20 protein-coding genes and 1 other annotated feature are annotated in these 25,977 nt (G+C 24.8%); of the genes, 13 read left to right on the forward strand and 7 right to left on the reverse strand.

What is annotated here, in order from left to right:
- The first annotated feature begins 312 nt into the window (after positions 1–312).
- From NG918_RS03970 to clpB, 5 genes are all read left to right on the forward strand, one after another.
- On the forward strand, positions 313–489 hold the full coding sequence (locus NG918_RS03970) for a YtxH domain-containing protein (RefSeq protein ID WP_252212733.1): 177 nt from the start codon (positions 313–315) through the stop codon (positions 487–489).
- A 276-nt stretch (positions 490–765) separates the two neighbouring features.
- Positions 766–2,064: a helix-turn-helix domain-containing protein gene (locus tag NG918_RS03975; protein WP_252212732.1), complete on the forward strand. Its 1,299-nt coding sequence runs from the start codon at positions 766–768 to the stop codon at positions 2,062–2,064.
- A gap of 50 nt (positions 2,065–2,114) precedes the next feature.
- Positions 2,115–3,380, forward strand: coding sequence for a helix-turn-helix domain-containing protein (locus NG918_RS03980; RefSeq protein ID WP_252224691.1), 1,266 nt, complete (start codon positions 2,115–2,117; stop codon positions 3,378–3,380).
- 220 nt (positions 3,381–3,600) lie between these two features.
- Positions 3,601–4,134 carry a DNRLRE domain-containing protein gene (locus NG918_RS03985; protein ID WP_252212730.1) on the forward strand — a complete coding sequence of 178 codons (534 nt, stop codon included), beginning with the start codon at positions 3,601–3,603 and terminating at the stop codon, positions 4,132–4,134.
- A 152-nt stretch (positions 4,135–4,286) separates the two neighbouring features.
- Positions 4,287–6,893 (forward strand): ATP-dependent chaperone ClpB, encoded by a 2,607-nt coding sequence (gene clpB / locus NG918_RS03990; protein WP_252224694.1) that lies wholly within the window; start codon positions 4,287–4,289, stop codon positions 6,891–6,893.
- 391 nt (positions 6,894–7,284) lie between these two features.
- Here clpB and NG918_RS03995 read toward each other — a convergent pair whose 3' ends face one another.
- The 3 genes from NG918_RS03995 to NG918_RS04005 all read right to left on the reverse strand — a co-directional run bounded on the left by NG918_RS03995 (position 7,285) and on the right by NG918_RS04005 (position 9,429).
- Positions 7,285–7,467 carry an alpha/beta-type small acid-soluble spore protein gene (locus tag NG918_RS03995; protein WP_012423416.1) on the reverse strand — a complete coding sequence of 61 codons (183 nt, stop codon included), beginning with the start codon at positions 7,465–7,467 and terminating at the stop codon, positions 7,285–7,287.
- 182 nt (positions 7,468–7,649) lie between these two features.
- Positions 7,650–8,618, reverse strand: coding sequence for a P1 family peptidase (locus NG918_RS04000; protein ID WP_252212728.1), 969 nt, complete (start codon positions 8,616–8,618; stop codon positions 7,650–7,652).
- 214 nt (positions 8,619–8,832) lie between these two features.
- Complete coding sequence (locus NG918_RS04005; RefSeq protein ID WP_252212727.1) at positions 8,833–9,429, reverse strand: ECF transporter S component; 597 nt, start codon at positions 9,427–9,429, stop codon at positions 8,833–8,835.
- A 402-nt stretch (positions 9,430–9,831) separates the two neighbouring features.
- On the opposite strand from NG918_RS04005, the gene NG918_RS04010 reads away from it, so the two are divergent.
- The 4 genes from NG918_RS04010 (at position 9,832) to NG918_RS04025 (ending at position 13,971) form a co-directional block, all read left to right on the forward strand.
- Positions 9,832–10,698: a tRNA 2-thiocytidine biosynthesis TtcA family protein gene (locus NG918_RS04010; RefSeq protein ID WP_252212726.1), complete on the forward strand. Its 867-nt coding sequence runs from the start codon at positions 9,832–9,834 to the stop codon at positions 10,696–10,698.
- A gap of 170 nt (positions 10,699–10,868) precedes the next feature.
- Complete coding sequence (locus tag NG918_RS04015; RefSeq protein WP_252212725.1) at positions 10,869–11,063, forward strand: DUF4250 domain-containing protein; 195 nt, start codon at positions 10,869–10,871, stop codon at positions 11,061–11,063.
- A 190-nt stretch (positions 11,064–11,253) separates the two neighbouring features.
- The gene (locus NG918_RS04020; protein ID WP_252212724.1) at positions 11,254–13,008 is read left to right on the forward strand and encodes a putative bifunctional diguanylate cyclase/phosphodiesterase; all 1,755 of its coding nucleotides are present in this window, start codon (positions 11,254–11,256) and stop codon (positions 13,006–13,008) included.
- Positions 13,009–13,052: 44 nt separating this feature from the next.
- Positions 13,053–13,291: a binding site (T-box leader), on the forward strand.
- 161 nt (positions 13,292–13,452) lie between these two features.
- Positions 13,453–13,971: a tryptophan transporter gene (locus NG918_RS04025; RefSeq protein ID WP_252212723.1), complete on the forward strand. Its 519-nt coding sequence runs from the start codon at positions 13,453–13,455 to the stop codon at positions 13,969–13,971.
- A gap of 91 nt (positions 13,972–14,062) precedes the next feature.
- Here NG918_RS04025 and NG918_RS04030 read toward each other — a convergent pair whose 3' ends face one another.
- Complete coding sequence (locus tag NG918_RS04030) at positions 14,063–14,779, reverse strand: polysaccharide deacetylase family protein (RefSeq protein ID WP_252224700.1); 717 nt, start codon at positions 14,777–14,779, stop codon at positions 14,063–14,065.
- Positions 14,780–15,114: 335 nt separating this feature from the next.
- On the opposite strand from NG918_RS04030, the gene NG918_RS04035 reads away from it, so the two are divergent.
- The 3 genes from NG918_RS04035 (at position 15,115) to dut (ending at position 21,825) form a co-directional block, all read left to right on the forward strand.
- Complete coding sequence (locus NG918_RS04035; protein WP_252224702.1) at positions 15,115–20,382, forward strand: diguanylate cyclase; 5,268 nt, start codon at positions 15,115–15,117, stop codon at positions 20,380–20,382.
- A 123-nt stretch (positions 20,383–20,505) separates the two neighbouring features.
- Positions 20,506–21,246, forward strand: a complete 741-nt coding sequence (locus tag NG918_RS04040) for a prealbumin-like fold domain-containing protein (protein ID WP_252212720.1) — start codon at positions 20,506–20,508, stop codon at positions 21,244–21,246.
- Positions 21,247–21,384: 138 nt separating this feature from the next.
- Positions 21,385–21,825 carry a dUTP diphosphatase gene (gene dut / locus NG918_RS04045; protein ID WP_252224706.1) on the forward strand — a complete coding sequence of 147 codons (441 nt, stop codon included), beginning with the start codon at positions 21,385–21,387 and terminating at the stop codon, positions 21,823–21,825.
- Between the two features lie 117 nt (positions 21,826–21,942).
- Here the strand turns inward: dut and NG918_RS04050 are convergent, their stop codons facing one another.
- Positions 21,943–23,868 (reverse strand): ABC-F family ATP-binding cassette domain-containing protein, encoded by a 1,926-nt coding sequence (locus NG918_RS04050; RefSeq protein WP_252212718.1) that lies wholly within the window; start codon positions 23,866–23,868, stop codon positions 21,943–21,945.
- Between the two features lie 107 nt (positions 23,869–23,975).
- Between NG918_RS04050 and NG918_RS04055 the strand changes: the two genes are divergently transcribed.
- The gene (locus NG918_RS04055; RefSeq protein ID WP_252212717.1) at positions 23,976–24,590 is read left to right on the forward strand and encodes a TetR/AcrR family transcriptional regulator; all 615 of its coding nucleotides are present in this window, start codon (positions 23,976–23,978) and stop codon (positions 24,588–24,590) included.
- A gap of 123 nt (positions 24,591–24,713) precedes the next feature.
- Here the strand turns inward: NG918_RS04055 and NG918_RS04060 are convergent, their stop codons facing one another.
- Both NG918_RS04060 and NG918_RS04065 read right to left on the reverse strand, forming a co-directional pair.
- Positions 24,714–25,334, reverse strand: coding sequence for a DUF4397 domain-containing protein (locus NG918_RS04060; RefSeq protein ID WP_252212716.1), 621 nt, complete (start codon positions 25,332–25,334; stop codon positions 24,714–24,716).
- Positions 25,335–25,344: 10 nt separating this feature from the next.
- Positions 25,345–25,869, reverse strand: a complete 525-nt coding sequence (locus NG918_RS04065; RefSeq protein WP_252224712.1) for a hypothetical protein — start codon at positions 25,867–25,869, stop codon at positions 25,345–25,347.
- Between the last annotated feature and the right edge of the window lie 108 nt (positions 25,870–25,977).

A 25,977-nucleotide genomic window follows, 5' to 3' on the forward strand; every position in this document is an offset into this window, starting at 1 on the left:
GACAAGCAGTAAATATGACAATATTAAAAGGAAACTCGACTTCGCTGAGTAAGTTCGAAAAGCTAAATATAAAATTTAGATTCTCACTTAACAATTCTCAAAGTCCAATTACAATGCCACTTTACCTATTGCATATATCAACACGCATTTAAAACAGAGCCAAATTATAAAATAAACCAATAATTTCTTGGAGTAAATTTTAAAAAAATACATAACTTATTTATAGAACAATTAATATAATAAAATGGCTATGTTTTAAATATATAAACATTATACTAAAACATAGCAAAAAAAATGTAAGAGGTGTTTATTATGGGAAAATTTACTAAGGGAATTGTTGCAGGAGCATTAATTAGTACAGCTGTAGGAATGGCATTTATGCCTAATTTAGATCGCAGAACTCAAAAGAAAATGAGAAGAGTTGGAACAAAAATGAGAAATATGGCTGAAGATACATATGATAATATGATGAATTGTTGTATGAAATAAAAATATGTTTATCAAAAAGACAAGAAAAAACATTTATTTTTTCTTGTCTTTTTATTTTTGTAGCATATTTTATAATGAAATTTTTAAATATTATTTATATTATTAAAAGTTAAATAAAAAAATATATTAAATATAATGTAATTACATCAATATTGCATAAAAATGTAAAAGATACATAAATAATAGAAAAATAATAATAATTTGGTGTAGTTTATTGTGATTTTATGGTATAATTATTAATATAATAATTCTTGGTATAGAAAAGAGTTGAAAAATGTGGAAATCCTGTCATTGGGTGAAAAAATAAAGACGAGACGAAAAGAATTAAATATGACATTAAAAGATTTAGCAAAGAATAGGATAACTCCTGGTCAAATAAGTTTAATTGAATCAGGAAGATCAAATCCATCAATGGATTTGCTTGAATACTTAGCAGCAACATTAAATATAAGTATTGAACATCTTATGGAGTCGGAAGAAAGTCAAGCCGAAAAAATAAGCATCTATTATGAACAAGTTGCAGAATCATATATATTATTAGAAATTTATGACATTGCACAAAAATACATAGAAAATGCTTTATATTATTCAGAAAAATATAATTTAGAATATAGAAAAGCAAGATTATTATTTATAACAGCACAAATATATGTTTATAAAAAAGATTTTCAAATGGCACAAAAGTTTTTCTTATCTTCTAATGTTATATTTATTAAAAATAATAATTATGAAGAAATAATTAAAACGTTTTTAAACTTAGCCAAAATAACAATAAATTTAAGAGCATATCATTCTGCTAGTAGTTATTTAAGACAAGCAGAAAAAGTATATTTAGATAATAACATAGAAGATGACTTTTTATTAGGAGAAATATACTATAATATGGCACGAACTTATTTTAATATAGAAGATTTAGATAAAGCATTAGAATATTCAAATGTTGCCAAGAAGAAATTAGAAAGAACTTATAGTGATAAAGGTTATGCCAAAACACTGCTTGTTTTAGCTGAAGAATTCAATAAACGAGGAGATTTATTGAAAGCTACTGCATATTCTAAAAAAGCATTAGAAGTCTATAGAAAAATAGAACACAAAAAGAGTGTAGTAGAAATTGAACATAACTTAGGTAAATTATTTTATGAATTAGATAATTTAGAAGAGTCGTTTAAGCATTATGAAATATCTAAAAAGGTAATTAATCAAAATGAATTTGAAAATGAAGTAGATGTTTTAATAGACATATGTAAATCACATCTAAAACTTAAAAATATAGAAGAATGCAGAAAAATAGTAGAACAAATGGATAAAGTTATAGACCCAAATGATTTTAGTAGATTAATAGAATGTAAATTAATACAATATATAATTTTTAATATATCAGAAGAATATGAAAATGCTGAAAAAATGATCATGGAAGCATATGCTAAAGCTAAAGAAAGCAAAGATTTATTAAAAGCAGGCGAAATAGCTATGAAAATAGGTAAGCATTTTATGGATAAAAAAGATGAAAATAGAGCAAGTAATTATTTAAATGAAGGAATTAAATTTTTTGAAGAGTTAGGATTAATAAAATAAAATTAATTCATATTATATAATGAATCAATAAATATAAATGGGTGATGTAAGTGGAAATATTATCTACAGGGGAAAAAATAAAAAGGGCTAGAATTTTTAAAGGTATTACATTAAAAGACTTATGTGGAACTAAAATTTCAATTTCTAAAATGAGTTGTATAGAAAATGGAAAAGTTAAGGCTGATAAAGAACTATTAGAATATATATCAGAGAAAATAGGAATTGAACTAAATTATTTAATACAAGATGTATATGATCAAATATTAAATAACTTAGAATTAATAAAAAAGACATTGTCTTCGGATTCAGAGTGTGAAAATAAGCTGAAATATAATTTAGAATATGCTTTGAAATATAAATATAATGATTTAGCTTTTGAATTAATACATATACTATTTACTTATTATGTTGAACAAAGTAAAGTTGAAAATATTCAATTAATAGTTTCTCAATATTATGATTTGTATCAAAAAAATAATAATGTTGAAAATACATTAGTATATTTTAAAGATATGGCTAGATACTTATATGAAAATAAAGAGTATTTAGAATCAATAGCTTATTATAATAAATTAAGAGAAATTTTAAATCAAGAAAATAAAAAAATAGATCGGGAAGAGTACTGCTTAATCTTATATAATGAAGCTATTTGTTATCAAAGATTAAATAAATATGAAGAAGCATATGAACTTTTATCAATAGTAATTAAAGATATTGATAAAATAAATAGTGACTTAAATAAGGGAAAAATATATCATGCATATGCGACTTTGTGTATTAAGTTAAATAAAGATTATGCTGAAGACTTTAAAATTAAAGCTTTTGAATATCAAAAACATAATCCTATAAATTTAGCATTATCTAGAGGTGATTATGGTAAATATTATTTTCAAATAAATGATAGAGAGAAAGCCATAAAAGAAATAGAAGAGGGAATAAAGACATTCCCACATCATAATAAAGAAAAATATGTAGAGTTTTTAAATTCTTGTACTAAAATTTTAGTAAAGAATTCAGAATTTGAAATTGCATCTAAAATAGCAGATGAATCTTTAAATATTGCAATTTCTACTGATAATATATCTTTATTAAAGAAATCATATTATTTAAAGGGTACAATACTTCAGAAATTAGGAGATTATGTACAAGCTGAAAAATATATGAATATAGCATTAGATGCTTTATTTAAATCAGGTACTAAAGAAGAACGTAAGGAAAGATATATAGATATGGGAAATATGTATTATAAACTAGGATCTGTATCTGATTCGTTAAAATATTTTAATTTAGCTTTTTTTGTGGATAAAAGAATATAAAAAAATTAAGGGGTATCTTTCACTGCCGTTAAATATTAAGCTAAATTTAATACACTATGAATACTAAATTTATAGATAAAATTATGTCTTTATAACACACTTATGTTAAATAACATAAATGTGTTATTTTTACATATATAATAATTTTGATAATGTGAATTAAAAGTTAAATATCTTCATAGATATAGATTAAGAAAGATAATTTTAAAGGAGCGGTTTAATGAAATTTATTTCTGTTTACCCTTCATCTATATCTGTGATTAGTAGAAGATTTAATGAAGAAAATTTTTATGAAAATAAGTATTTACCAGTAGGAAATGTAGTAGGAACTGATGGTAACGTTTTTAGGACACTAATGATGTTTGATATAAAGGATAAAATATTAAACACCTATAAGATAAAATCTGCAACATTGAATTTATGTGTAGAAAAAAATATATATAATTTTAGACAGGTTTCTGGAAATAAAGTTTTCTTAAATAATAATACTGAAGAATATAATCCTTTAGCAGTTAATTGGAATAACGCACCTAGTTATGAATACACAGGTAATTTCTTAATTATTGAAGGAAATAAAGATGAGCATTTTCTAAGTGTAGATGTTTCTGAAATGGTAAACAAGTGGTTTAATTATTATGAAGAAAATTTTGGATTAACATTAACAGGAATGGAAGATGTAGAGAATTGTATAAGTATATTTTCTTATTCCAGAAATAGAAATAAGCCTTATTTATCATTGGAAGTTGAGGCGTAAAAAAATAATGTCATTAAAAAGTTCTATTAAAAATCCAATTTAATAGAACTTTTTTTATTTTTTAAATATACTTTGACTTTCTTTGACCTTTGTATTATTATATATTTAAAGAAGAAAATATATAGTGAAAATAAATAGGGGAGGCAAGAAGAATGAATATAGAAAAAATGACATTAAGAGTACAACAAGCTTTAAGTGATGCCAATATTATAGCAGTTAAATATAATCACCAACAAATAGATGTAATTCATGTTTTTTCTGCTCTGGTTAATCAAGAAGATGGTTTAGTACCTAATATTTTTACTAAGATGGGTATTCAAGTAAAATCTTTAAAAGATAATTTAAATAAAATAATTGATTCAATGCCTAAAGTTTTAGGTGAAGGTGCATCAAATTCGGGAGTATATATCACAAGAAAAGTAGATGAAATTTTAATTAAAGCAGAAGAAATATCAAAAAAATTCGAAGATTCTTATATAAGTGTTGAACATTTAATGTTATCTATAATGGATATTGATAAAAATGGAGAAGTGGCTAAATTATTAAATAAATATAACATTACTAAGGATAAATTTTTAAAAGTTTTATCAGAAGTTAGAGGAAGTCAAAGAGTTGATACTCAAGACCCAGAGGGAACTTATGATGCATTAGCTAAATATGGAACTAATTTAGTAGAGTTAGCTAAAAAGCATAAATTAGATCCTGTTATAGGTAGAGATGAAGAAATAAGAAGAGCTATAAGAATTCTATCAAGAAGAACAAAAAATAATCCTGTTCTTATAGGTGAACCAGGTGTGGGTAAAACAGCAATAGTTGAAGGGCTAGCTGAAAGAATAGTTAGAGGTGATGTACCAGAGGGTCTAAAAGAAAAGATTATATTTTCTTTAGATATGGGATCATTAATAGCAGGGGCCAAATATAGAGGTGAATTTGAAGAAAGATTAAAAGCTGTTTTAAAGGAAGTTCAAAATAGTGAAGGTAGAATAATTTTATTTATAGATGAAATTCATACTATTGTTGGTGCAGGTAAAACTGATGGAGCTATGGATGCAGGTAACTTAATTAAGCCATTACTTGCAAGAGGAGAACTTCATTGTATAGGTGCAACAACATTTGATGAATATAGACAATATATTGAAAAAGATAAGGCTCTAGAAAGAAGATTTCAACCAGTAATAATAGAAGAACCTACTGTTGAAGACACAATTTCAATATTAAGAGGATTAAAAGAAAGGTTTGAAATACATCATGGTATAAGAATACATGATTCGGCAATAGTATCAGCTGCAAAATTATCAGATAGATATATTCAAGACAGATATTTACCAGATAAAGCTATTGATTTGATTGATGAAGCAGGTGCCATGATAAGATCAGAAATAGATTCTCTACCAACAGAGTTAGATGTAATAAGAAGAAAAATATTTAAACTTGAAATTGAAAAAGAAGCATTATCAAAAGAAAAAGATGAAGGGTCTAAAAATAGATTAACAGATTTAGAAAAAGAATTAGCTGGATTAAAAGAAGAAAATGATGAGATGACAGCTAAATATGAAAAAGAAAAAGCGCATATAGTTGTTTTAAAAAATATTAAAGAAGAACTAGATGAAGCTAGAGGAGAATTAGAAGCTGCTCAAAGAAATTATGAATACAACAAGGTAGCTGAAATTCAATACAGTAAAATTCCTGCATTAGAAGAAAAGCTTAAAAATGTAGAATTAGAAGTTAAAGAAAATTATGAAGGTGCTCTTTTAAAAGAAGAAGTTACAGAAGAGGAAGTTTCACAAATTTTATCTAAATGGACTGGAATACCTGTAAGTAATATTCTTGAAGGTGAAAGAGAAAAACTTTTAAGATTAGAAGACGAGATGAGCAAAAGAGTAATAGGTCAAGACGAAGCTATTGAGTCTGTTACAAATGCAATTCTTAGAGCTAGAGCAGGGCTTAAAGATATTAATAGACCAATAGGATCATTTATCTTTTTAGGACCAACAGGAGTAGGTAAAACAGAACTTGCAAAAACTTTAGCTAGAAATTTATTTGATTCAGAAGAAAATATTATTCGTATCGATATGTCAGAATACATGGAAAAACATTCAGTATCAAGATTAGTTGGAGCGCCTCCAGGATATGTAGGTTATGATGAAGGCGGACAACTAACAGAATCAGTAAGAAGAAATCCATATAGTGTAGTACTTTTTGATGAAATAGAAAAAGCACATGATGATGTATTTAATATATTCCTTCAAATTTTAGATGATGGTAGATTAACTGATAATAAAGGAAAAACAGTAGATTTTAAAAATACTATAATTATAATGACTTCTAATATAGGTAGTAATTATTTATTAGAGAATAAAAGTGAGAATTATATTGAACCAAGTATAAAAGAAGATGTAATAAATCAATTAAAATTAAGATTTAAACCGGAATTCTTAAATAGAGTTGATGATATAATTATGTTTAAACCACTATCTGAAAATGGAATAAAGAAAATTATAAATATATTTTTAAATGAAGTTAAGAACAGATTAAAAGATAAGAATATAGAACTAGAAGTTACTGATTCAGCTAAATCAATAATGGCTAAAGAAGGATATGACCCAATATACGGGGCAAGACCTCTTAAAAGATATATTCAAAATACTTTAGAAAATAGTCTTGCAAGAATGATAATTAAAGGAGATTTAATTTATGGATCTAAAGTAGTAGTTGATGGAGCCAATGAAGAAATAATATTGAAACCTGTAAATAATTAAGTTTTATTTATTAAAAATATTTTAATAATATAATTCGTGAAGTTAGAATTTCTTATTTAAATTATCTTTACAAACTTTATAATAGGCTCTGTTTTAAATAAGTGTTGATATATGCAATAGGTAAAAGTGGCATTTGTACAATTTTACTTATGCATATATCAACACTTTGCTAAAATTAAAACACAGCCTTATAATAATAAAATGTAAAAGGAGATAGAATACTCCTTTTATGTTTAATAAATTATTTTATATATGATTTATTTTAAATGAGAATTTGTTTTATCTGAAAAATTTCAGTTTTTCATAATCCTATATTTAAAATGAAAAGTCATATATTAATTTATTAATATTAGAGTATATCTATCTCCTCTTTTGGTACACAGTCAGAATACTATTTTATGCCAGATTCGTATTGTTGTACCATTCTCTTAACCATTTCTCCACCAACGCTTCCACATTGCTTAGAAGAAAGGTTACCATTGTAATCAGTAAATGGAACACCCATTTCATTTGCTACTTCATTTTTGAATTTTGCTAACCCGTTTTTTGCTTCTGGTACTAATGAATTTGCCATAATATATTCCTCCTTTAATCTAATTATAAAATAATTTTATTTGCTAAGCTTTTCTGCTTTGCAGTATTATTTTGTGCCATATCAAAAAATATACTCTATGTAATGAGAGGAATATTAGTAAAAATTAATTATAAAATCCAAAAAACTACATACGTTAATAAAATTCGATAATAATGTTAAATTTATCTATTTATATCTTGAAAACTAGGTACTCCAAATAATGATTTTGCAGATTTAACACCTCTTAGAATAGCTTCTTGCATTACTTTAGCGCCTATCATCCCAACAGTAGTAACATCAGATTTAACTTTATTTGTTGACATTGTAAATATTGTATCTCCATCAAACATAGTGTGAGCTGGATACATTGTTCTAGCATAGCCATTGTGAGCCATAGAAGCGACTTTATTTGCTTCTGCTTTAGTAAAGTTTGCATTAGTAACAATTATTCCAATAGTGGTATTCCCTTTAAATGGATTAATAGGATTATATAAGCTAGACAATAATAAATTTTCTGTATTTAAAAAATTATTATTTTTGCGATCATATGCACCAGAAATTATATTTAAATTTTGTGGATCAATTACATCACCAAGACAATTGACAGCTACAATTGCACCAACTTCTAAAGGTCCAATTTTAACAGCATATGTACCTAGACCACCTTTCATTGAAAAATCTGGTCCTAAAAACTTTCCTACGGTTGCACCAAATCCAGCACCTATATTACCGTTTATATCATCATAGTATTCTTCTGAATTTAAGCAAGCTTTAATTCCCATTTCTTTATTTGGACGTATTTTAGAATCACCAAATGCTAAATCAAATAAAACTGCTTGACACACTATTGGAACTTTAGCAACAGTTACATCAAAGCCAATATTTTTATTTTCTAAATATTCCATTACACCACTAGAAGCATCCAGGCCAAAAGCACTTCCGCCAGATAGCACAACAGCATGAATTTTATCTACCATTTCCATTGGATTTAATAAATCGGTTTCTCTTGTACCAGGTGAACCGCCACGAACATCAACTCCACCAGTTGCACCATTTTCACAGATGACAACAGAACACCCAGTTCCACCTTCTTTATTTTCAGCATGTCCTAGCTTTATACCATCTATATCACAAAATTTAATTTCTTCCATAAAAAATACCTCCTCTAGATTTTAATTACATGTCCAGCTTTACTTATGCATATGCCGCACCATTATTCCTTCACTGCGTTTGGAAAGGGTGCATGGCTAAAAAAATCCACGGCTCTAAAGTCGCCTTGGCGATTTTGTTCTAATAAACAAAAAAACAATGATAGTAAAAAGATATAGTTATTTTACACCATTGTTTTTTTATTTAATATTGAAATTAATTATTCCTATTTATTTTTAATATTGTCATTATTACTGGAACTGAAATCAAAGCACTTACAATAGCTTCTATAGAACCATTAAGTGTAATAACACTACCAATTCCTATAGTAGCAGCTTGTCTACTAATTCCTAATGCATGAGCGTATTTTTCTAAATAAATAATATATGTTAAGCCCATAACACCAATTGTATTAGTTAGCGTTCCTAGTATAGCAGCAGTACCAATACTAATACTTTTATTTTTAATTTTATTTTTTAAGAATGTATAAACATAGTATGATACTATCCCAATTAGAACTCTAGGTAATATTGCAATTATAGGATTCCAAAATATAAATGATGTTGGCATTGGAGCTGTAAACGCTTGGTACATTGAAAATAATCCAAACACTCCACCAACTAAAGCACCAACAACAGGTCCTTCAATAATTGCACCTATGATAACAGGTATATGCATGATAGTAGCTTTAACAGGTGGTATTGGAATAAATCCTAATCCTGTTAAGCCTAAAAAAATAGAGATAGCAGATAGCATACCTACCATAGCCATTTTTCTAGTTGAAAATTTTGTTTTTACATTAATTCTTTCCATAAAATGCCTCCGTTCTTATTCCCATATTTAATAAGGATATAATTCAGAAAAATTTAATTATTAGTTTTTCTGTTCAGTTTCTTTATTAAGAATACCGACAATGTAATTTTATCATGTTTCCAAAAATATTCAATAAGAAATTGTTAAAAATTTATCTAAGTTTAAACTTTTACATAAAAATTAAAAGGTTATTAAGAAAATAATCATCAAAATTAGTATAGTTTCATCCTAATAATGCAAAAATTATACTAATTGTAGTAATTTTCATTGTTAATTAAATAATGAATAATGTTAAAAATTTGTTGATTAATTAGTCGATAATTATAAAGGTTTGTAAAAATAATTATTTTTAAATTTATATAAATGATGTTATAATTACTATGAAAAAATGAGGTGTATATTATGAATAGTATAGCAGGTAAAGGTTGTCCGACTATTATACCGGATGAAGAAAAAAAGCCATTAAAAGATATTGAAAGAAGTATAGTAAAAACATATAGAAAACATGTTTGGTCTAAGTTTGTAAAAGCAATTAAGAATTACGAACTTATTCAAGAAGGAGATAAAATTGGAGTAGCCATATCAGGAGGAAAAGATAGTATTCTTATGGCAAAATTATTTCAAGAACTTCAAAAACATGGTCAAATGAATTTTGAAGTAGAATTTATAGCTATGGATCCAGGATATCATCCACATATAAGACAATTGTTATTAGATAACTGTGAATATTTAAATATTCCAATAACTATTTATGAATCAGGAATTTTTGATGTAGTTGATAAAATGGCTAAGGATTACCCATGTTATTTATGCGCTAGAATGAGAAGGGGTTCTCTTTATAATAAAGCTCAAGAGCTTGGATGCAATAAGTTAGCATTAGGACATCATTATAATGATGTTATAGAAACAACTTTATTAAATATATTATATGGTGGTAATTTCAAAACAATGCTACCAAAGCTTAAATCAGCAAATTTTGAAAATTTAGAATTAATAAGACCAATGTATTATATTGAAGAAGAATACATAAAGAAATTTATTAAAAGTACTGGAATTGCTCCGTTAAATTGTGCATGTATGGTAGCAGCAGAAAGAACAGGCAATAAGAGATATGAAATAAAGGATCTAATTGCACAATTAAAACAAAATTTTGATGGTGTAGATAAGTCTATATTTAAATCTGCTGAAAATGTTAGTATGGATTCAATACTAGGATGGCAAAAAGGAAATAAAAAATATTCATTTTTAGATGTATATGACGAAGAATAAATAGAGGTTGTCTTAATTTTGACAACCTTTTTAATATAGGATCTGTTTTAGCAGGGTGTTGATATATGCATAAGCAAAGTGGGCGGAGTAATTGAAAGTAATTATATAAAATAATAGAATAAAAAGTATATTATAAATAAAAATAAAATATCTATAAAGGAATGATGAAGATGAATAGAGAAGATGTAATAAGTATGGATGCTAATTTATTGGTTAGTATTATGAATATGAAATTAAGAGATAATTATGATTCATTACAATCACTTTGTTATGATTTGGATTTAAAAGAAGAAGATATAGTACATAGATGTAAAAGCATCGGATATGAATATAATAAATTACATAATCAATTTAAAGCATTTTAGTTAAAAATTAGGTATAATAAAATAAAAAGAGTAGGAGGAAAGAATGATGAACTTAAAAAAATACGGAAAAATTATGGGTGTTCTTGCAGCTACTACAGCTTTAGTTTTATCTTTAGTAAATGATAAAAAAGACAGCAGGGCAGATGATGACAAGTAATTAAAATAATTATTTGATGAGGGAATGTTAATTATGAATATAGAAAAATTAAATTTTAATTACAAGGATTTATTTAATCACTTAGATATTAATGGAATAACTATGTTCTGGAATCCATTAAAGGATGAATTGACATTTGACTATAAAATAGTTGATTTTTTAGAGGATTATGAAATAGACAATAAGAAAATTAATCAATTTTTAAATTATATATATCTAGAAGATTTAAATAAAATAAAAGATATATTCAAAGAAGACTTAAAAAAAATTTATGATTCTAAAAAGCATCTAGTAACTCATTATAGAATAAAAAATAATAATAATATTCTATATTTCATCTTTGTGGGGAAGGTAGTTAAGAAATATGATGGGTATACTTTAATGGGAATACATTATTGTTTTGAAAATTTGGATTCTAATTATTGGATTTCCGAGATAGACCTTTTATATAAAGAATTATCTGAAGAGTATTTCATTAATCAAAAAATAACATCATTAATTGAATGTGATAGAACAACAGAACTTCCTAATTGTTATTATTTTAAACGAACTGTAATGGGATTTTTAAAAGAATGTAAAGAAGAACAAGTTCAATGTGCTATGTTAATGCTTAACTTAGATAATTTTAAATATGTAAACGAATCTTTTGGACATGAATTTGGAGATGTAGCATTAAAAGTAGCTGCTAATAAAATATTATCTTTGGTTTCAGAACGTGATCTAGTATGTAGATATAGTGGAGATACTTTTTTAATATTTATTCCAGACATTATTGATTTAAATGAAATAAGTATTTTATGTAGAAAAATAGTTAAGTCTTTTGATGAATCTATAATAATAGATGAGAAAGAGGTATATGTTAGTGTGAGTATAGGAGCATCTTTGTATCCATATAATGGTGTGGATTTTGATACACTATTAAAAAATTCAGATGCTGCTATGTATGTAGCAAAAGGAAATGGAAAAAATGAATATAATTTTTTTAATGATAAAATATCACTTGAATTAAATAGAGTATATTCATTACAAAAGGGATTAAGATATGCATTAGATAATAAAGAGATATTTATAGTATTTCAACCTAAGGTTACTTTGGATGATTTTTTAGTACGAAGTTTTGAGGCTTTGGTAAGATGGAATAGTAATGATATGGGAGTTGTTAGTCCAGATGAATTTATACCAATAGCAGAAAATACTAAAATGATTATTCCAATTGGAAGTTTTGTATTAGAAGAAGTTTTTAAAAAGGTAAGAATATTAATAAATGAAGGTTACTTAAATTTTAAGATGGCAGTAAATTTATCAGAAATGCAGCTAAGAGAAGATAGTATTGTATTAGATTTAAAGAAATTTATATATAAATATAGAGTTAATCCTAATTATATTCAAGTGGAAATTACTGAAAGTATGCTAATGAAATCATTTGATAAAAATATAAAAATTCTTAATGAAATTAGAGATTTGGGAATAAGTATAGCATTAGATGATTTTGGAACAGGATATTCATCTCTTAATTATTTAACTAAACTTCCCATAGATGCATTAAAAATAGATAGAACTTTTGTGGTTGACTTAGAAAAGAATTCAAAAAATAAGTGCATAATAGAAAATATTATTAATTTATCACATCAATTAGGAATAGAAGTAATAGCAGAAGGCGTAGAATCAAAACAACAAGTAGATTATTTGAAGGGAATTTCTTGTGATGTGGTACAAGGATACTATTATAGTAAGCCAGAAAGATTTGAAAAAATTAAAAATATGATATGCAAAGAAATTTCTAAATAAAATTGACAAATGTGTAAAAAGGGGATAATATATATATTAATAATACAAATCCTAAGAAGAGGGATAGTAATCAGGTGCTAAGTTTAAGAGAGCTGAAGATGGTGAAATTTCAGTACTAATGCTAATGATGAATGGGCCTTTGAGGAGCAATATGAAATCTTTTAGAGAGTAGTTGAGCCGTAAGTCGCACGTTATAGCGAATGAGATATGTTAGTATCAAAAAAAGAGAGGCATTTTTATTTATGCAATTTAGGTGGCAACGCGGATAATATCCGTCCTATATATATTTATATATAGGACGGTTTTTTTTTATTTATTTGAATGTGACTTATAGATACTAGCTACTTAAAAATTAAATTGTATGGGGTGTGGTAGTTATGTTGTGAAAGGAATTGTATTTAAAGACTTTGAATATTAATTGATATAAAAAATGGGGGAATTAAAATGAATACAAAAAGAATGATTACAAATGCAATTTTAATAGCAATAGGAGTAATTTTACATCAACTTACACCAGCACTAGGGTTACCAATGCAACCAGATTTTGCATTAGCTATGTTATTTATAATAATTGTTTATAATAAAGATTATAAAACTACAATAATTTGTGGCCTTATAGTAGGAATATTTACAGCTTTAACCAGTAAAACACCAGGAGGTCAATTGCCTAATATTGCAGATAAATTTATTACATGTAATATTATGTATTTAGTGCTAATTCCTTTAAGAGAAAGGGTTAAAAAGAATATACAAATAATAATATTGCTATCTGTTGGAACTTTAGTGAGTGGAACAATATTTTTAACAGTATTAATGTTGACAGCGGGTTTACCAGGAGGAGCTTCATTTGGGATACTATTTATGGCAGTAGTATTACCGACAACAGCTTTGAATGCATTTGCTGGATATGTAATGTATAAAATAGTTGCAAGAACTGTATCAACAACTAAAGCATATGCTTAAATTATAGTAAATAAAAAAACATCTATATTATTGATTGATTTTTCAATAATATAGATGTTTTTAATTTTGATTTAGTTAAACTTAAAAATTCCTATTTAATAATGTGATATTCTTCAGGAGTATCTTCTGTAATAGCTTTGAATTCATACCCATTATTTTTATAATATTTAATCACTTCTGGTAAAGCTTTAACTGAATTTTTACTAATATATCCGCAATGCATTAATAAAACTACTTGCTCTTTATCACTTCTAGAGTTCTTTATAAATGTACTAGGAGCAGCTGAATGGTTAGCACCATCACCACTATCGACATTCCAATCATATATTTTCAAGTTATTTTCATGAAGTAAATCAATCATGGATTTACACAACTTATAACTATTATTGTTACATCCAAATGGAAATCTTAGAATATTAGGTTTTATTCCAACAATAGAATTTATTAATTCTTGAGTTTCTAACATTTCTTTTAAAAAATGTTCATTAGAAGAATATAAATTATTTTTTTTATGAGTCATACTATGCAGACCTAGAGAGTGTCCCTCATCATAAATTCTTTTTACTAAATCTTCTTGACCCTTAACTTGTTCTCCTATTAAAAAAAATGTTGCATGTATTTTTTCTTCCTTTAAAATATCTAGAACATCTTCTGTAACTTTACTGGCTGGTCCATCATCGAAAGTTAAGTATATAACTTTATTAGTTTTCGATTCATCTTCTGCATAAGCTACTTTACTATTTAAATTAGTTATCAGAATAAATGTTAATAATAAAATAAATAATCTGTTAAATTTGTTAAATTTCATAAAATCACCTTCAATACATATTCACAATAATATTATTTACCTAATATATTAAAAATATTTATATAATATTAAATATATGTTTTTTGTTGAATTGTATTTAGGTAAATGATAAAATTACAGGTATATGGAATATATGTATAAATTTGGTGAGATATATTTGATTTTGCTTATTAGATAAGACTATTTATAGAAGGGAAAGTTCTCATTTTATAAATAGTCTTTTAAGATAAATATAAATAATGTTTATTTCTTATATTCACACATTAAATGAAAAATAAAATTATAAAATTAAATATATAGTTTTATATGTAAAAACAGTAAAGAGGTGAACTTACTTGAAGACTTTAAATAAAAAATATTCTATTAATAGATCTATAGATGTTAATGAAAATTTTTATATATATAAGGTTATCAATATACGTAATAATAAAATATATAATTTATATATTTTTCAAGATAATGTTGAATATGAAAATTGCAGAGAATATTTATTAAGTAAGTTTAAGACAATAAAAAATTTAAACTTTAAAAATGTGGTTAATATATTAGATATAGAAGTAATAAAAAACATAGATGGGATAAATTTAGATAAATTAAACTATGGATATGTAACAGAATATATAGATACGCAAATAGATACTGAAGTTTATTTAAATAAATGTTCATTTAATGAAAAACTAGATATTTTTATGGAATTATGTGCAGCGGTTAATACATTAAATATTAAAGGGTATATATTTGATGACTTAAGCATGAAGGATATAATTATAGTTTCAAATGATGATAATAAAGTAAGCATAAAGATAAAAAATTTATTACAATATGAAATAAGTAAATTTAGAGAAAATAATCTATTAGGAGTGAAATCATTACCTTATCCTTATAACATTGATAAGTTAGAAGATCAATCAAGTCAAAAGGATAATATAAAGGACATATTATATTTGTTTAAAAACTTATTTAATGATGTTGAGTTAAAGAGATATTTTAAAGGAAACAATTCTATAGATAAAATATTATCATTCAATAAAGCTCCTAAAATAACTGATTTTATTAAATGTATAAATAAAAAACTAAATAAGAACTATAGTATATTTATATTTGAAGCATTAGATAAAGTTCAAACAGATTTAGATATAATTGGAATGGAGGATGAGATAAAGAAGATAGAATTAGGATTTAAGCATATATCTGAAAATAAACTTAAATATAAAATAATATGTTTTAAAGGGGAACAAGGCAATGGTAAGACTACAACTTTAAAGGAAATTAAACGAAAGATATCTAGTAAATATATTGGTAATAAGAGAGAAAATTCATACTTAATAATAGATAATATATGTTCTAGCACTAATTTTATTGTTACTATTAAAAATATATACAACAATTTAGATAAATATTTAAAGGATAAATATGGAACGTATTTAGAAAAATTTATAGATATGCTTTTGGAAGATAAAGTAATTAATGATGAAAATACGCTTAAAATTATCAATAGAGTTTGTACTCTTTTACATGAATATACTTTAAATAATATGTTAATTATTTTAATAGATGATATTGAAAAAACTAGTGAAGTATTTAAATTATTCTTTAAATATATGTGCTTATTAAGAAAGAAATTAGAAAATATAATGATTATAATGTCTACTAATGAAGAAGATTTTGATTGTGAAATGATAGAATATATGAAGTTTATTAGATCACTGCCAAATTATGAAGAAGTTGCAGTAAATTATTTTAATAATTATAATACTAGCAAAATGGTAAAGAATATGTTGAATTATCACAAGAGTATAGGTGAACTTTGTATGAAGATATATTCTGAAACCTTAGGAAAGCCACAATTTATTAGCAAAACCATAGAAGAGTTATATAAAGATGGAATTATATATTTATCTAGAGATGATGGAAGATGGAGAAGCAAGATTGATGTAAATAATATTGTTATTCCTAAAGGCGTAGAAAAAATATTAGAAAATAAAATATTAAATTTAAATAATGAAGAACTTGAAATATTGGAAAGGTTATCAATATTTCAAATGCCATTATCTGAAACTTTGATATTTTCATATGTAATTTTAGATAATAAAAGAAAAAATATATATTATAAATTAAAGAAAAATAGATTATTAATTGATAAAATAAGTGATTCTGGGGTTAGAGTAGATTTTTATAATGATTTAGTGAAAAAAATAATTTATTCTAAGATGCCTAAAGAAAAAAGTTTAACAATGCATACTGATTCTTGCTATTTTTTAGAAAAAATATTAAAGAATACCCAAGAATATTTGGATGAATATTTAAATCAACTAGAAAAATCTAATCAAAAAGAAAAATTGATAGAATATAGTTTAAAATGTGGAAAAAAGTTTGATGATTATGGAGATACGTTTAAATCTATATATTATTATAAAAAGGCATTAAGCTGTGCGGAATGCAATGAAAAAACAAGAATTGCAATAAGTATTGGAAAGTTAAATGAAAAAGTAGGAAAAGATAAAGAGGCATATAATTATTTCAATAAAGCGAATATAGATGCTATGAATAATGATCAAAAAGAGCTACAAGCGTATGTACTTCTTAGGATGATAATAATAACTTCAAAAGAATACAAGCCTATAGATTTAACGTATCCATTAAAAGTAGTAAGAAATCTTTTAAATAACATAGATTATTCTAAAGGTGAAGCATATTATTATTATGCACTTGCATTAGTAGCTAAAATAGAGAGCAAAAAAGCTTTATCGGTGAAATATATAGAGAAAGTTTTTGAGATTTGTAAAAATAGCAATATTACAGTAGGGGTATATGCTTGTGCAAAATTATTACTAAGCAGTATATTTATTTCAGAAGGAAAGTATAGTGAAGCTAAAAAGTTATTGAATGAATCTATGAATGTATTTGAAATGGAAAATAATTATGCAGGATTATTAACTACTAAAATAAATTGTGAAGTTATTAATAATGAAATTGGAAAAAATATAGATGATATTTTAAAAAGTCTTATAGATATTAGAAAATTAAGTACTAAATATAAGGTTTATAAAAAAGAAGTTTCAAGTTTAATACACATAGCTAAAATGAACATAGAAATATTCAAATATAATAAAGCTAGTGAAAATTTGCTAATAGCATTAGAAATTGCCAGAGAAAATGGATTGGATAGATATATTCTTAGAATTTGTACTCTACTATGTTGGGTATATTGTAGATTAGGAAAAACAAAATTAGCATCTAATTACTATGAATTAATTTCTGAGTTGAAAAAAGGAATACAAGTATCAGAATTAGATATGCTTACTATTAAATCTACAGAAGCCTTGTATAATTGTAGAATATATAATTTTAAACATGCATTTAAAGAATTAAGTGCAATTAATAAAATAATAAATGATTACAAAGGGACGGAGTTTAGTAAAATAAAGAGCCAATACTACCAATTATGCATTATTAATTGTAAAAATGAAAATGACGTAAAAAGAACTTTTCAATTATTAAAGGATGAATTGATTAGTTTAACAAATCCTGTTACTAAAGAAGGAATGTTAATAGGCAGTGTAGTAAGTATATTATTTTTAGGATATAAAGAATTAGCAAGAGAATTATTTCTTAATATAAAAGAATGCCCAAAGGAATATGATAATCAATTAGGATATATTTTTTTAGCATTATACTTATCAAAAGATAATGATTATAATAATTTAATTAAGGATGCTTTAAAAGTAATTAAGTTTAGTAGAAATCAAGAAGTAAAAGCAATGGTATATTGCTCAATAGCTGAAAAATATAAAAGTAAAGGATTTCAAGAGCTGGCAATAAATTATTATTATGAATCTATTAATATATTCATAAATATAATAAATTCATTACCTGAAAAATATAAGATACAATATATTAATAATAGTATGTTTTTAGTTGTTTATAATAAATTTAGAAAAATATTAGTGGAAAACATGGGGATAAAACTAAATTTAAATAAACTAAATTGTATAGATGTTGATTTTAAAATAAATGAATTATTAGATGAATTAAAAATTAGTAAATTGTTATTAAACAAAGAATTTTTTGATATTATGCAAAAGCACTATAGTAATTATTATTGCAATTTTGAAAGTAATATATATGAAATACTAAGTAATTTTTCAAATAATATAGTAAAAAATTTAGAAAATTTATTAAAATATATTGCAAGAATAACACTATCAGATAAGGCATTACTTACAATTGAAAATAATTTTGGAGAAAATGAAGTTATATGTGAATATAGAATAGAAGATAAAAAAGAAATTTTAAAATATTTTTCATTAAAAGTAAATCCTAACAAAGAAATAGTGATTATATCTAATGATTGTAATAATAAAAGTAAAATGAATTACGAAATGCTTAGAGATGGAATTCAAGCATGTATGTATATAAAGTTTAGAAATAAAAGAAAATTTATTACTAACAATGAATGTATTAATGGAAAACTTATTTTAATATCAAATAATGCTATAAATAATATAAATTCTAATTCAAAAATTAAGGTTAAAAATTTAATGCCTTTTGTAATGTTTTTATTAGATCAATATAAGTTAATGATAAGTTCTACATTGGATAAACTTACAGGAGTGTATAATAGAAAATATCTTGAAAAAGCTTTTTGTGATTTAATAGATGACTCTTATTCAAAAGGAAAGGAATTTTCATTAATTATTTTTGATATAGATGATTTTAAAGGAGTAAATGACAGATATGGTCATCAAACAGGAGATGAAGTTTTAATAAAACTAACACAGGAAGTTAAAAAATGCTTATCTAAAGAAGATGTATTTGTAAGATATGGAGGAGAAGAATTTATTATACTTTTACCTGAAAAAAGTGAAGAGGATGCATATTTGTTTTCAGAAAGAATAAGAAATAAAGTTGAGTGTGCTAAGATTTTAGGTGAAAAAAGAAAAGTGACTATTAGTTTAGGAATATCAGTTTATTTAAAACATTCTTCAAATTCAGAAGATTTAATAAAAATGGCGGATCAAGCATTATATACATCTAAAGCTCAAGGAAAAAATAAAACAACTATATGGAATGATAATATAGAAGTATTAAGTAATAATATAAATATATCTAAGGGTATATTACCATTTAAGTATAATAACGATAATAAGTTAGTTCCACTAATAAAAGATATACTTGAATTATTAACCAATAAAAGTAGTAAAGAAGATAAAATATATAAATTTCTTTCAAAGATAATTCAAATAACTGGTTCGGAATTTGCTACAGCATTTATTGTAAAGAATAAGAAAATAGCAAAGATTTATAACGAGAAAATTAAAGAAGATAAAATTAATGATAGAGAAAAGCTTAATATGACTTTAATAGAGGAAGCTATTAATAATGCTAAGGGGTATTATTTAATTGATTGGGATAACTCATATGTAGATAAATGTTTTGGAATACATGATTGGAAATCATTGTGTATAACACCAATAATATATAATGGAGAAGTAATAGGAATTATATATGTCTCTATTTCAGTGAATAAGAGGGAATATACACAAGAGGACTTATCTTTAATAAATTATTTAGGTCAACTTATGATACCATTGTTTTGTTAGTATAAGAACAATAATTATTTAATAAGTAAATTTCTTAAAATCTAAATATCCGAAGTCATTAGCACATAAAATATTTTTGAATCATATTCTAGTATTGTATAGAAATAAGAAAGGAAAGTTTTTATGGCTAATGATACGAATAACATGCATATAAATTTATCAGCGTCAGGTGAAAAAATAAAGTATTATGAATCTGATGATGATATATGTATATTTGAAATTTCAGATGAAGATCCTGATTTTTCTAATATAGATATGGATTGTGATTTAGTAGAAGAGAAAAATCATACAGTGAAAGGTAATTACAATTTTACAGGAGATAACGAGGATTTACTAAAAATTAATTATGATTTAACAGAAGATGAAATGGATTCAATAAAAAACAATTATAATTCTCAAGAAAATGATTACGAGTTAACAGAAAACAACAATATTGATAGTAGAAATTTTTCTTATGAAAATTGTGAGTCGGATATACAAAAACATGATACATTAAATGATTCAGAACTTAATGGATTTAGTTATTACAATAATCAATGTCCAAAAGTCAGAGGAGAAATAGTAGTTATATCATCTATAAACTGTGGCGGTAAAAATGAATATTTAGAGGGTGCTAAAATAAATTTGTATAAGCTTAATGGTGTATGTCCAGTATTTATTGAATCTTGTTTAACTAATAAACAAGGAAAAGTAGTATTCGAGAATTTACCAGAAGGATGTTATAGAATAATAGAGATTGTTAATAAAAATTATTTTGAAAAACCTAAGTATGTTAATTGGAATGAAGTAAATATAAATAGAGAAAATACTAATGCTAAAATTTTAGTTATGAATAATTTAAAAAAGAATTGTAGATATAGATAATTTCTATATTTTAAAAGATTGATAAGATTGTTTAACTTATCAATCTTTTGCTATTTATATAATTATATTTTATAATCATATAAGCAAAGACAATCCGTATAGCTTATGCTACACGAGATATTTTAAGTAGGTGATTATATGGAAAGGTACATATTAAAAATAAAGAAAATTAATGAAAAAGCAATAGTGCCTAATTATGCTCATGAGGGAGATGCAGGATTAGATTTATATTCAGTAGAGAAATTATTATTAGAACCAGGAGAGAGGGGCTTAATTCATACAGGAATACAAATAGAGCTTCCTACAAATACAGAGGCTCAAATTAGACCAAGAAGTGGATTAGCATTAAAACATGGAATTACTACTTTAAATTCACCAGGAACTATAGATGAAGGTTATAGAGGTGAAATTGGTGTTATTTTGATAAACCATAGCAAAGAAAGTTTTAAAATAGAAGAGGGCATGAAAATTGCTCAAATGGTTATAAAACCTGTACTTAATGTTCAAATAGAAGAAGTTAATGAATTAAGTGATTCTGAAAGAAAAGCAAATGGATTTGGATCTTCAGGATTAAGATAGTATAGTAACTACAGCCTTAGAAGGCTGTAGTTACTATATCATTTCTGAAATATATAGTTTTAAGAAATCTATGTTTTAATATGTTTTGGTATATGCATATTTAAAACATAGTCCTTTTTAGTTTGATTCATTTAATTCTTCCCATTGTGCATAAAGTTCTTCAATTAAGCTTTCTTTGGCTTTAATCTCTTTATTAACTCTCTCACTTTCAGATGGAACTGAGTAAATTTCTTCTTTACACAATTCTTCCTGAAGCATTAATAAATCTTCTTCATTTTTATTTATAGTTTCTTCAAGAGATTTTATTTTATTTTGAAGGGCCTTGGCCTCTTTATCTAAAGCCTTTTTTTTCTTTTTTTCTGTATTTAATTGAGTCTTTGTTTTTGATGAATCCTGTTCATCATAATTTTCAAATCTCAAAGGATTTTTTTTCTTTTCTGTATAATAGCTATAATTACCTAAATAATTTATAACTCCATTTTCAGTTAGTTCTAATATTCTATTTATAACTTTATTTAAAAAGTATCTATCATGAGATATTACTAGTAATGAACCATCATAGCTTAAAATAGCATCTTCTAGGGCTTCTCTAGATGGTATGTCTAAGTGGTTAGTAGGTTCATCTAATAATAATAAATTAGCTTTAGATAACATAAGTTTTAATAAATTAATTCTACACTTTTCTCCACCGCTTAGTTTATCAATTTTCTTAAAAACATCATCTCCAGTAAACAAAAAAGAAGCGAGAACATTTCTAATTTGTGTAGTAGTTAATTCAGGAAAGTCGTCCCAAAGCTCATCTATTATTGTTTTATCAAGATTAAGATTTGATTGTTCTTGATCATAATACCCAATATTAACATTTGCACCTAAAACTTTAACGCCACTATCACTTTTCACTTTATCCATTATTATGTTAAATAAAGTTGTTTTACCTCGACCATTTTCACCTATTAAAGCAATTTTTTCTCCACGTTTTAAATCAATAGAAAGATTAGAAAATAATTTTTTTTCTCCATAAGATTTAGATAGATCTTCAATATGTAATACATCAAATCCACTTTTTACAGAGGTTTCAAAGTTTATTTTAGAAGCAGATTTTTCAACATCAGGAGCATTCAATAAGTCAATTCTATCAAGAGCTTTTTCTCTACTTTCAGCAGCCTTAATACTCTTTTCTCTATTGAATGATCTGAATTTTTCTATAATAGCTTCTTGTCTTTTAATTTCAGCTTGTTGAAGATTATAAGCTTTTAATTTACTTTCATAATCTTTTTCTTTTAATTCTAAGTATTTAGTATATGACGCATTATAGCAATTAACATGACCATTTATAACTTGAAAAGTTATATTAGTAACAGAATCTAAGAAATATCTATCATGTGAGATTATAAGAACAGTTCCTTTGTAGCTTTTTAAGTATTCTTCAAGCCATTCAATTGCATCCAAATCTAAATGATTAGTAGGTTCATCTAGTAGCAATATATCAGGTTTTAAAAGCAATAGCTTACATAAAGCTACTCTAGTCTTCTGTCCACCACTAAGTGTTGAAATAACTTTATCAAAATCATTTTCATTAAATCCTAAACCTTTAACTATACGAGATATTTCACCCTTATATGTATATCCACCTCTGTTTTCATATAAATCTTGAGCAGTCGTATAGTCTTTTATTATTTTTTCGTGATAAGCAGCATTTTTCTCGTCATAAGGTTCACCCATTTTTATTTGTAAATTAGAAATTTTATTTTCTAGTTGTATAAGCTCATTAAATACTGTCAACATTTCATCATAAAGAGTAAATTCAGAATTTAAGTTTAAATGTTGAGATAAATAGCCTATAGATTTATTTTTATCTATATAAATATCACCTGTATCTTGAAGGATTTCTTTAGAAAGTATTTTGAATAGAGTAGATTTACCTTCTCCATTTGATCCAATTATACCAACCTTATCTCCATCATTAACAGAAAAAGTTACTTCCTTTAGAATATCATCTATTCCATAACTTTTACTTATATCTTTACAACTTAAGACAATCATTATTTATCCTCCAATGTTTTATTGTTATAATTAAATGTATATTATATAATTATACTATTTTATAATAGGTATATCAATTTAAGGAATAATCTTTGGAGGAATTATAAATGAACTTATATGACGAAAAGATTGATAAGGTTAGTGCAAAGAAGCAATTGAAGGAAAAGCAGTTATTTGATTCAGCATATGAACTGTTTTTAACACAAGGAATTGAGAAGACTTCTATAAGTGATATTGTAAATAAAGCTGGAATAGCAAAAGGTACATTTTATTTATATTTTAATGATAAACATGATCTTTTAAATAAACTTATATTAAAAAAGAGCAACAAGTTATTAAAAGAGGCTATGAATGAGACCACTAATGAAAAAATAGATGATTTTTCAGAAAGAGTTTTATTTTTTATAGATTATATAATAGAAAATTTAAAACATAATAAGTTACTTCTTAAAATTATAAATAAAAATATTTCTTGGGGATTATATAGAAAAAATATATTAAAACCAGAGGAATATTACAATGTAAATAAAGTGGTAGATAGTTTTATAAAAAATCTAGTTAATTCTGGCATGTCAAAAGAAGAAGCTGAAATGACTTTGTTTATGATAATAGAATTGGTAGGAAGTGTATGCTTTACAACGATAATATTTAAAGAACCTACTGATATAGATACTATCAAGCCTATTTTATTTAAGAAAATTTTAGCTATGATAAAGGTTTAAAAGTTAAGCTCCATTTCACTTTGCTTATGCATATATTAAAACTTTGCTAAAACAGAACCTAAATTTAAAATACCTATCTTAAAATATAGATTAAATATATTAAGATAGGTATTATTTATAAAATTACTTTTGTCTATAAGCATCTTTAGTGAGGATATATCCTATTCTAGGCGTGTCATTAAAAATTCCAACTATATAAATTGTTATGAACATATTTTTTTCTAAATTAATATTACTTATAAATTTACTAAAATTATTTTTATCTGATACAACAAAATTATATATTCCAGGAGATACAGGATAGTAATCTGTTGTCTCTAAGTAAGGAATTTCATCAAATAAAAGTGGTCCATCTGGTAATGATAAAGAAATACCAGATAAGTTTGGTGAAAGATTAATAAATCTTACATATGATAGTAACGGATTAGCTTCAAATTCACCATCATCTAATTTAAAAAATGCTACTTCTTTATTTTCATAAGTTATATTTATAGTTGAATACGAGAGTGGTAATATTTCTATAGTTTTAGATATAAGGGGAGTGTCATAAGTATAGGCCTTATATAATTTAATATCATATTTACCGGGAGCTATATTTATATAATTTGAAACTTCTCCAAATGAGATATTAGAATATAGTGGTTTATCATTTGCATAAATATCAACACTTAAAGATTCAGGAATAGCATGTATAAACCTTACATTAGATTCTATATCAGGTAAGGAATTTCTAAATAAAAACATATAATTTCACCTACCTTTTTTCACAATATTGTAGTGACAATGTTATTATTCTTTTAATAATCATCCTAGCCATTGGATAAGGAATACCATAACGTAAAAGTGTATTCAATATATTAGGATTATTTTTTTCAATTCTTAAATAAATTCTATTTACATCATTATCGGGCTTAGCACGCTCTAAATCTTCATTTTCATTTAAATCTAAATCAAAACCTCTTAATATTTTATCAGGAGTCAATTCAGAGGGATTTTCTTCTTTTATAGCATGATTTTTTGTGTGACAATTTTCATTTAATTCATTAACATAACAGTATAGCTCAGATTCAACAGTTTCATCTGGAAATAAGTCTGAAGAATTAATATCACCTCTAAAATTATGATCAGGTTCATTATCGAAGAGAGAATTATTAACCTTAAAAAGGGGTGTTAATGATGAATGATTACAGCGAAAATTAAAAATGTTTTGTAGTGGCATAAAATCGTAATCAAAGTCATTATTACATTTAATATTCATATATTTTTTATCAGGTTTCATTTTTTTACAATACCTCCATATATTATCTTAATAACTATATGACTATAAAAGACTATTTGTTACACTTTATAATATGAATTTATATACATATATATTACTTAAATTAAC

The organism is Clostridium sp. ZBS2 (genome assembly GCF_023845855.1).
Classification (GTDB): domain Bacteria; phylum Bacillota; class Clostridia; order Clostridiales; family Clostridiaceae; genus Clostridium; species Clostridium aquiflavi.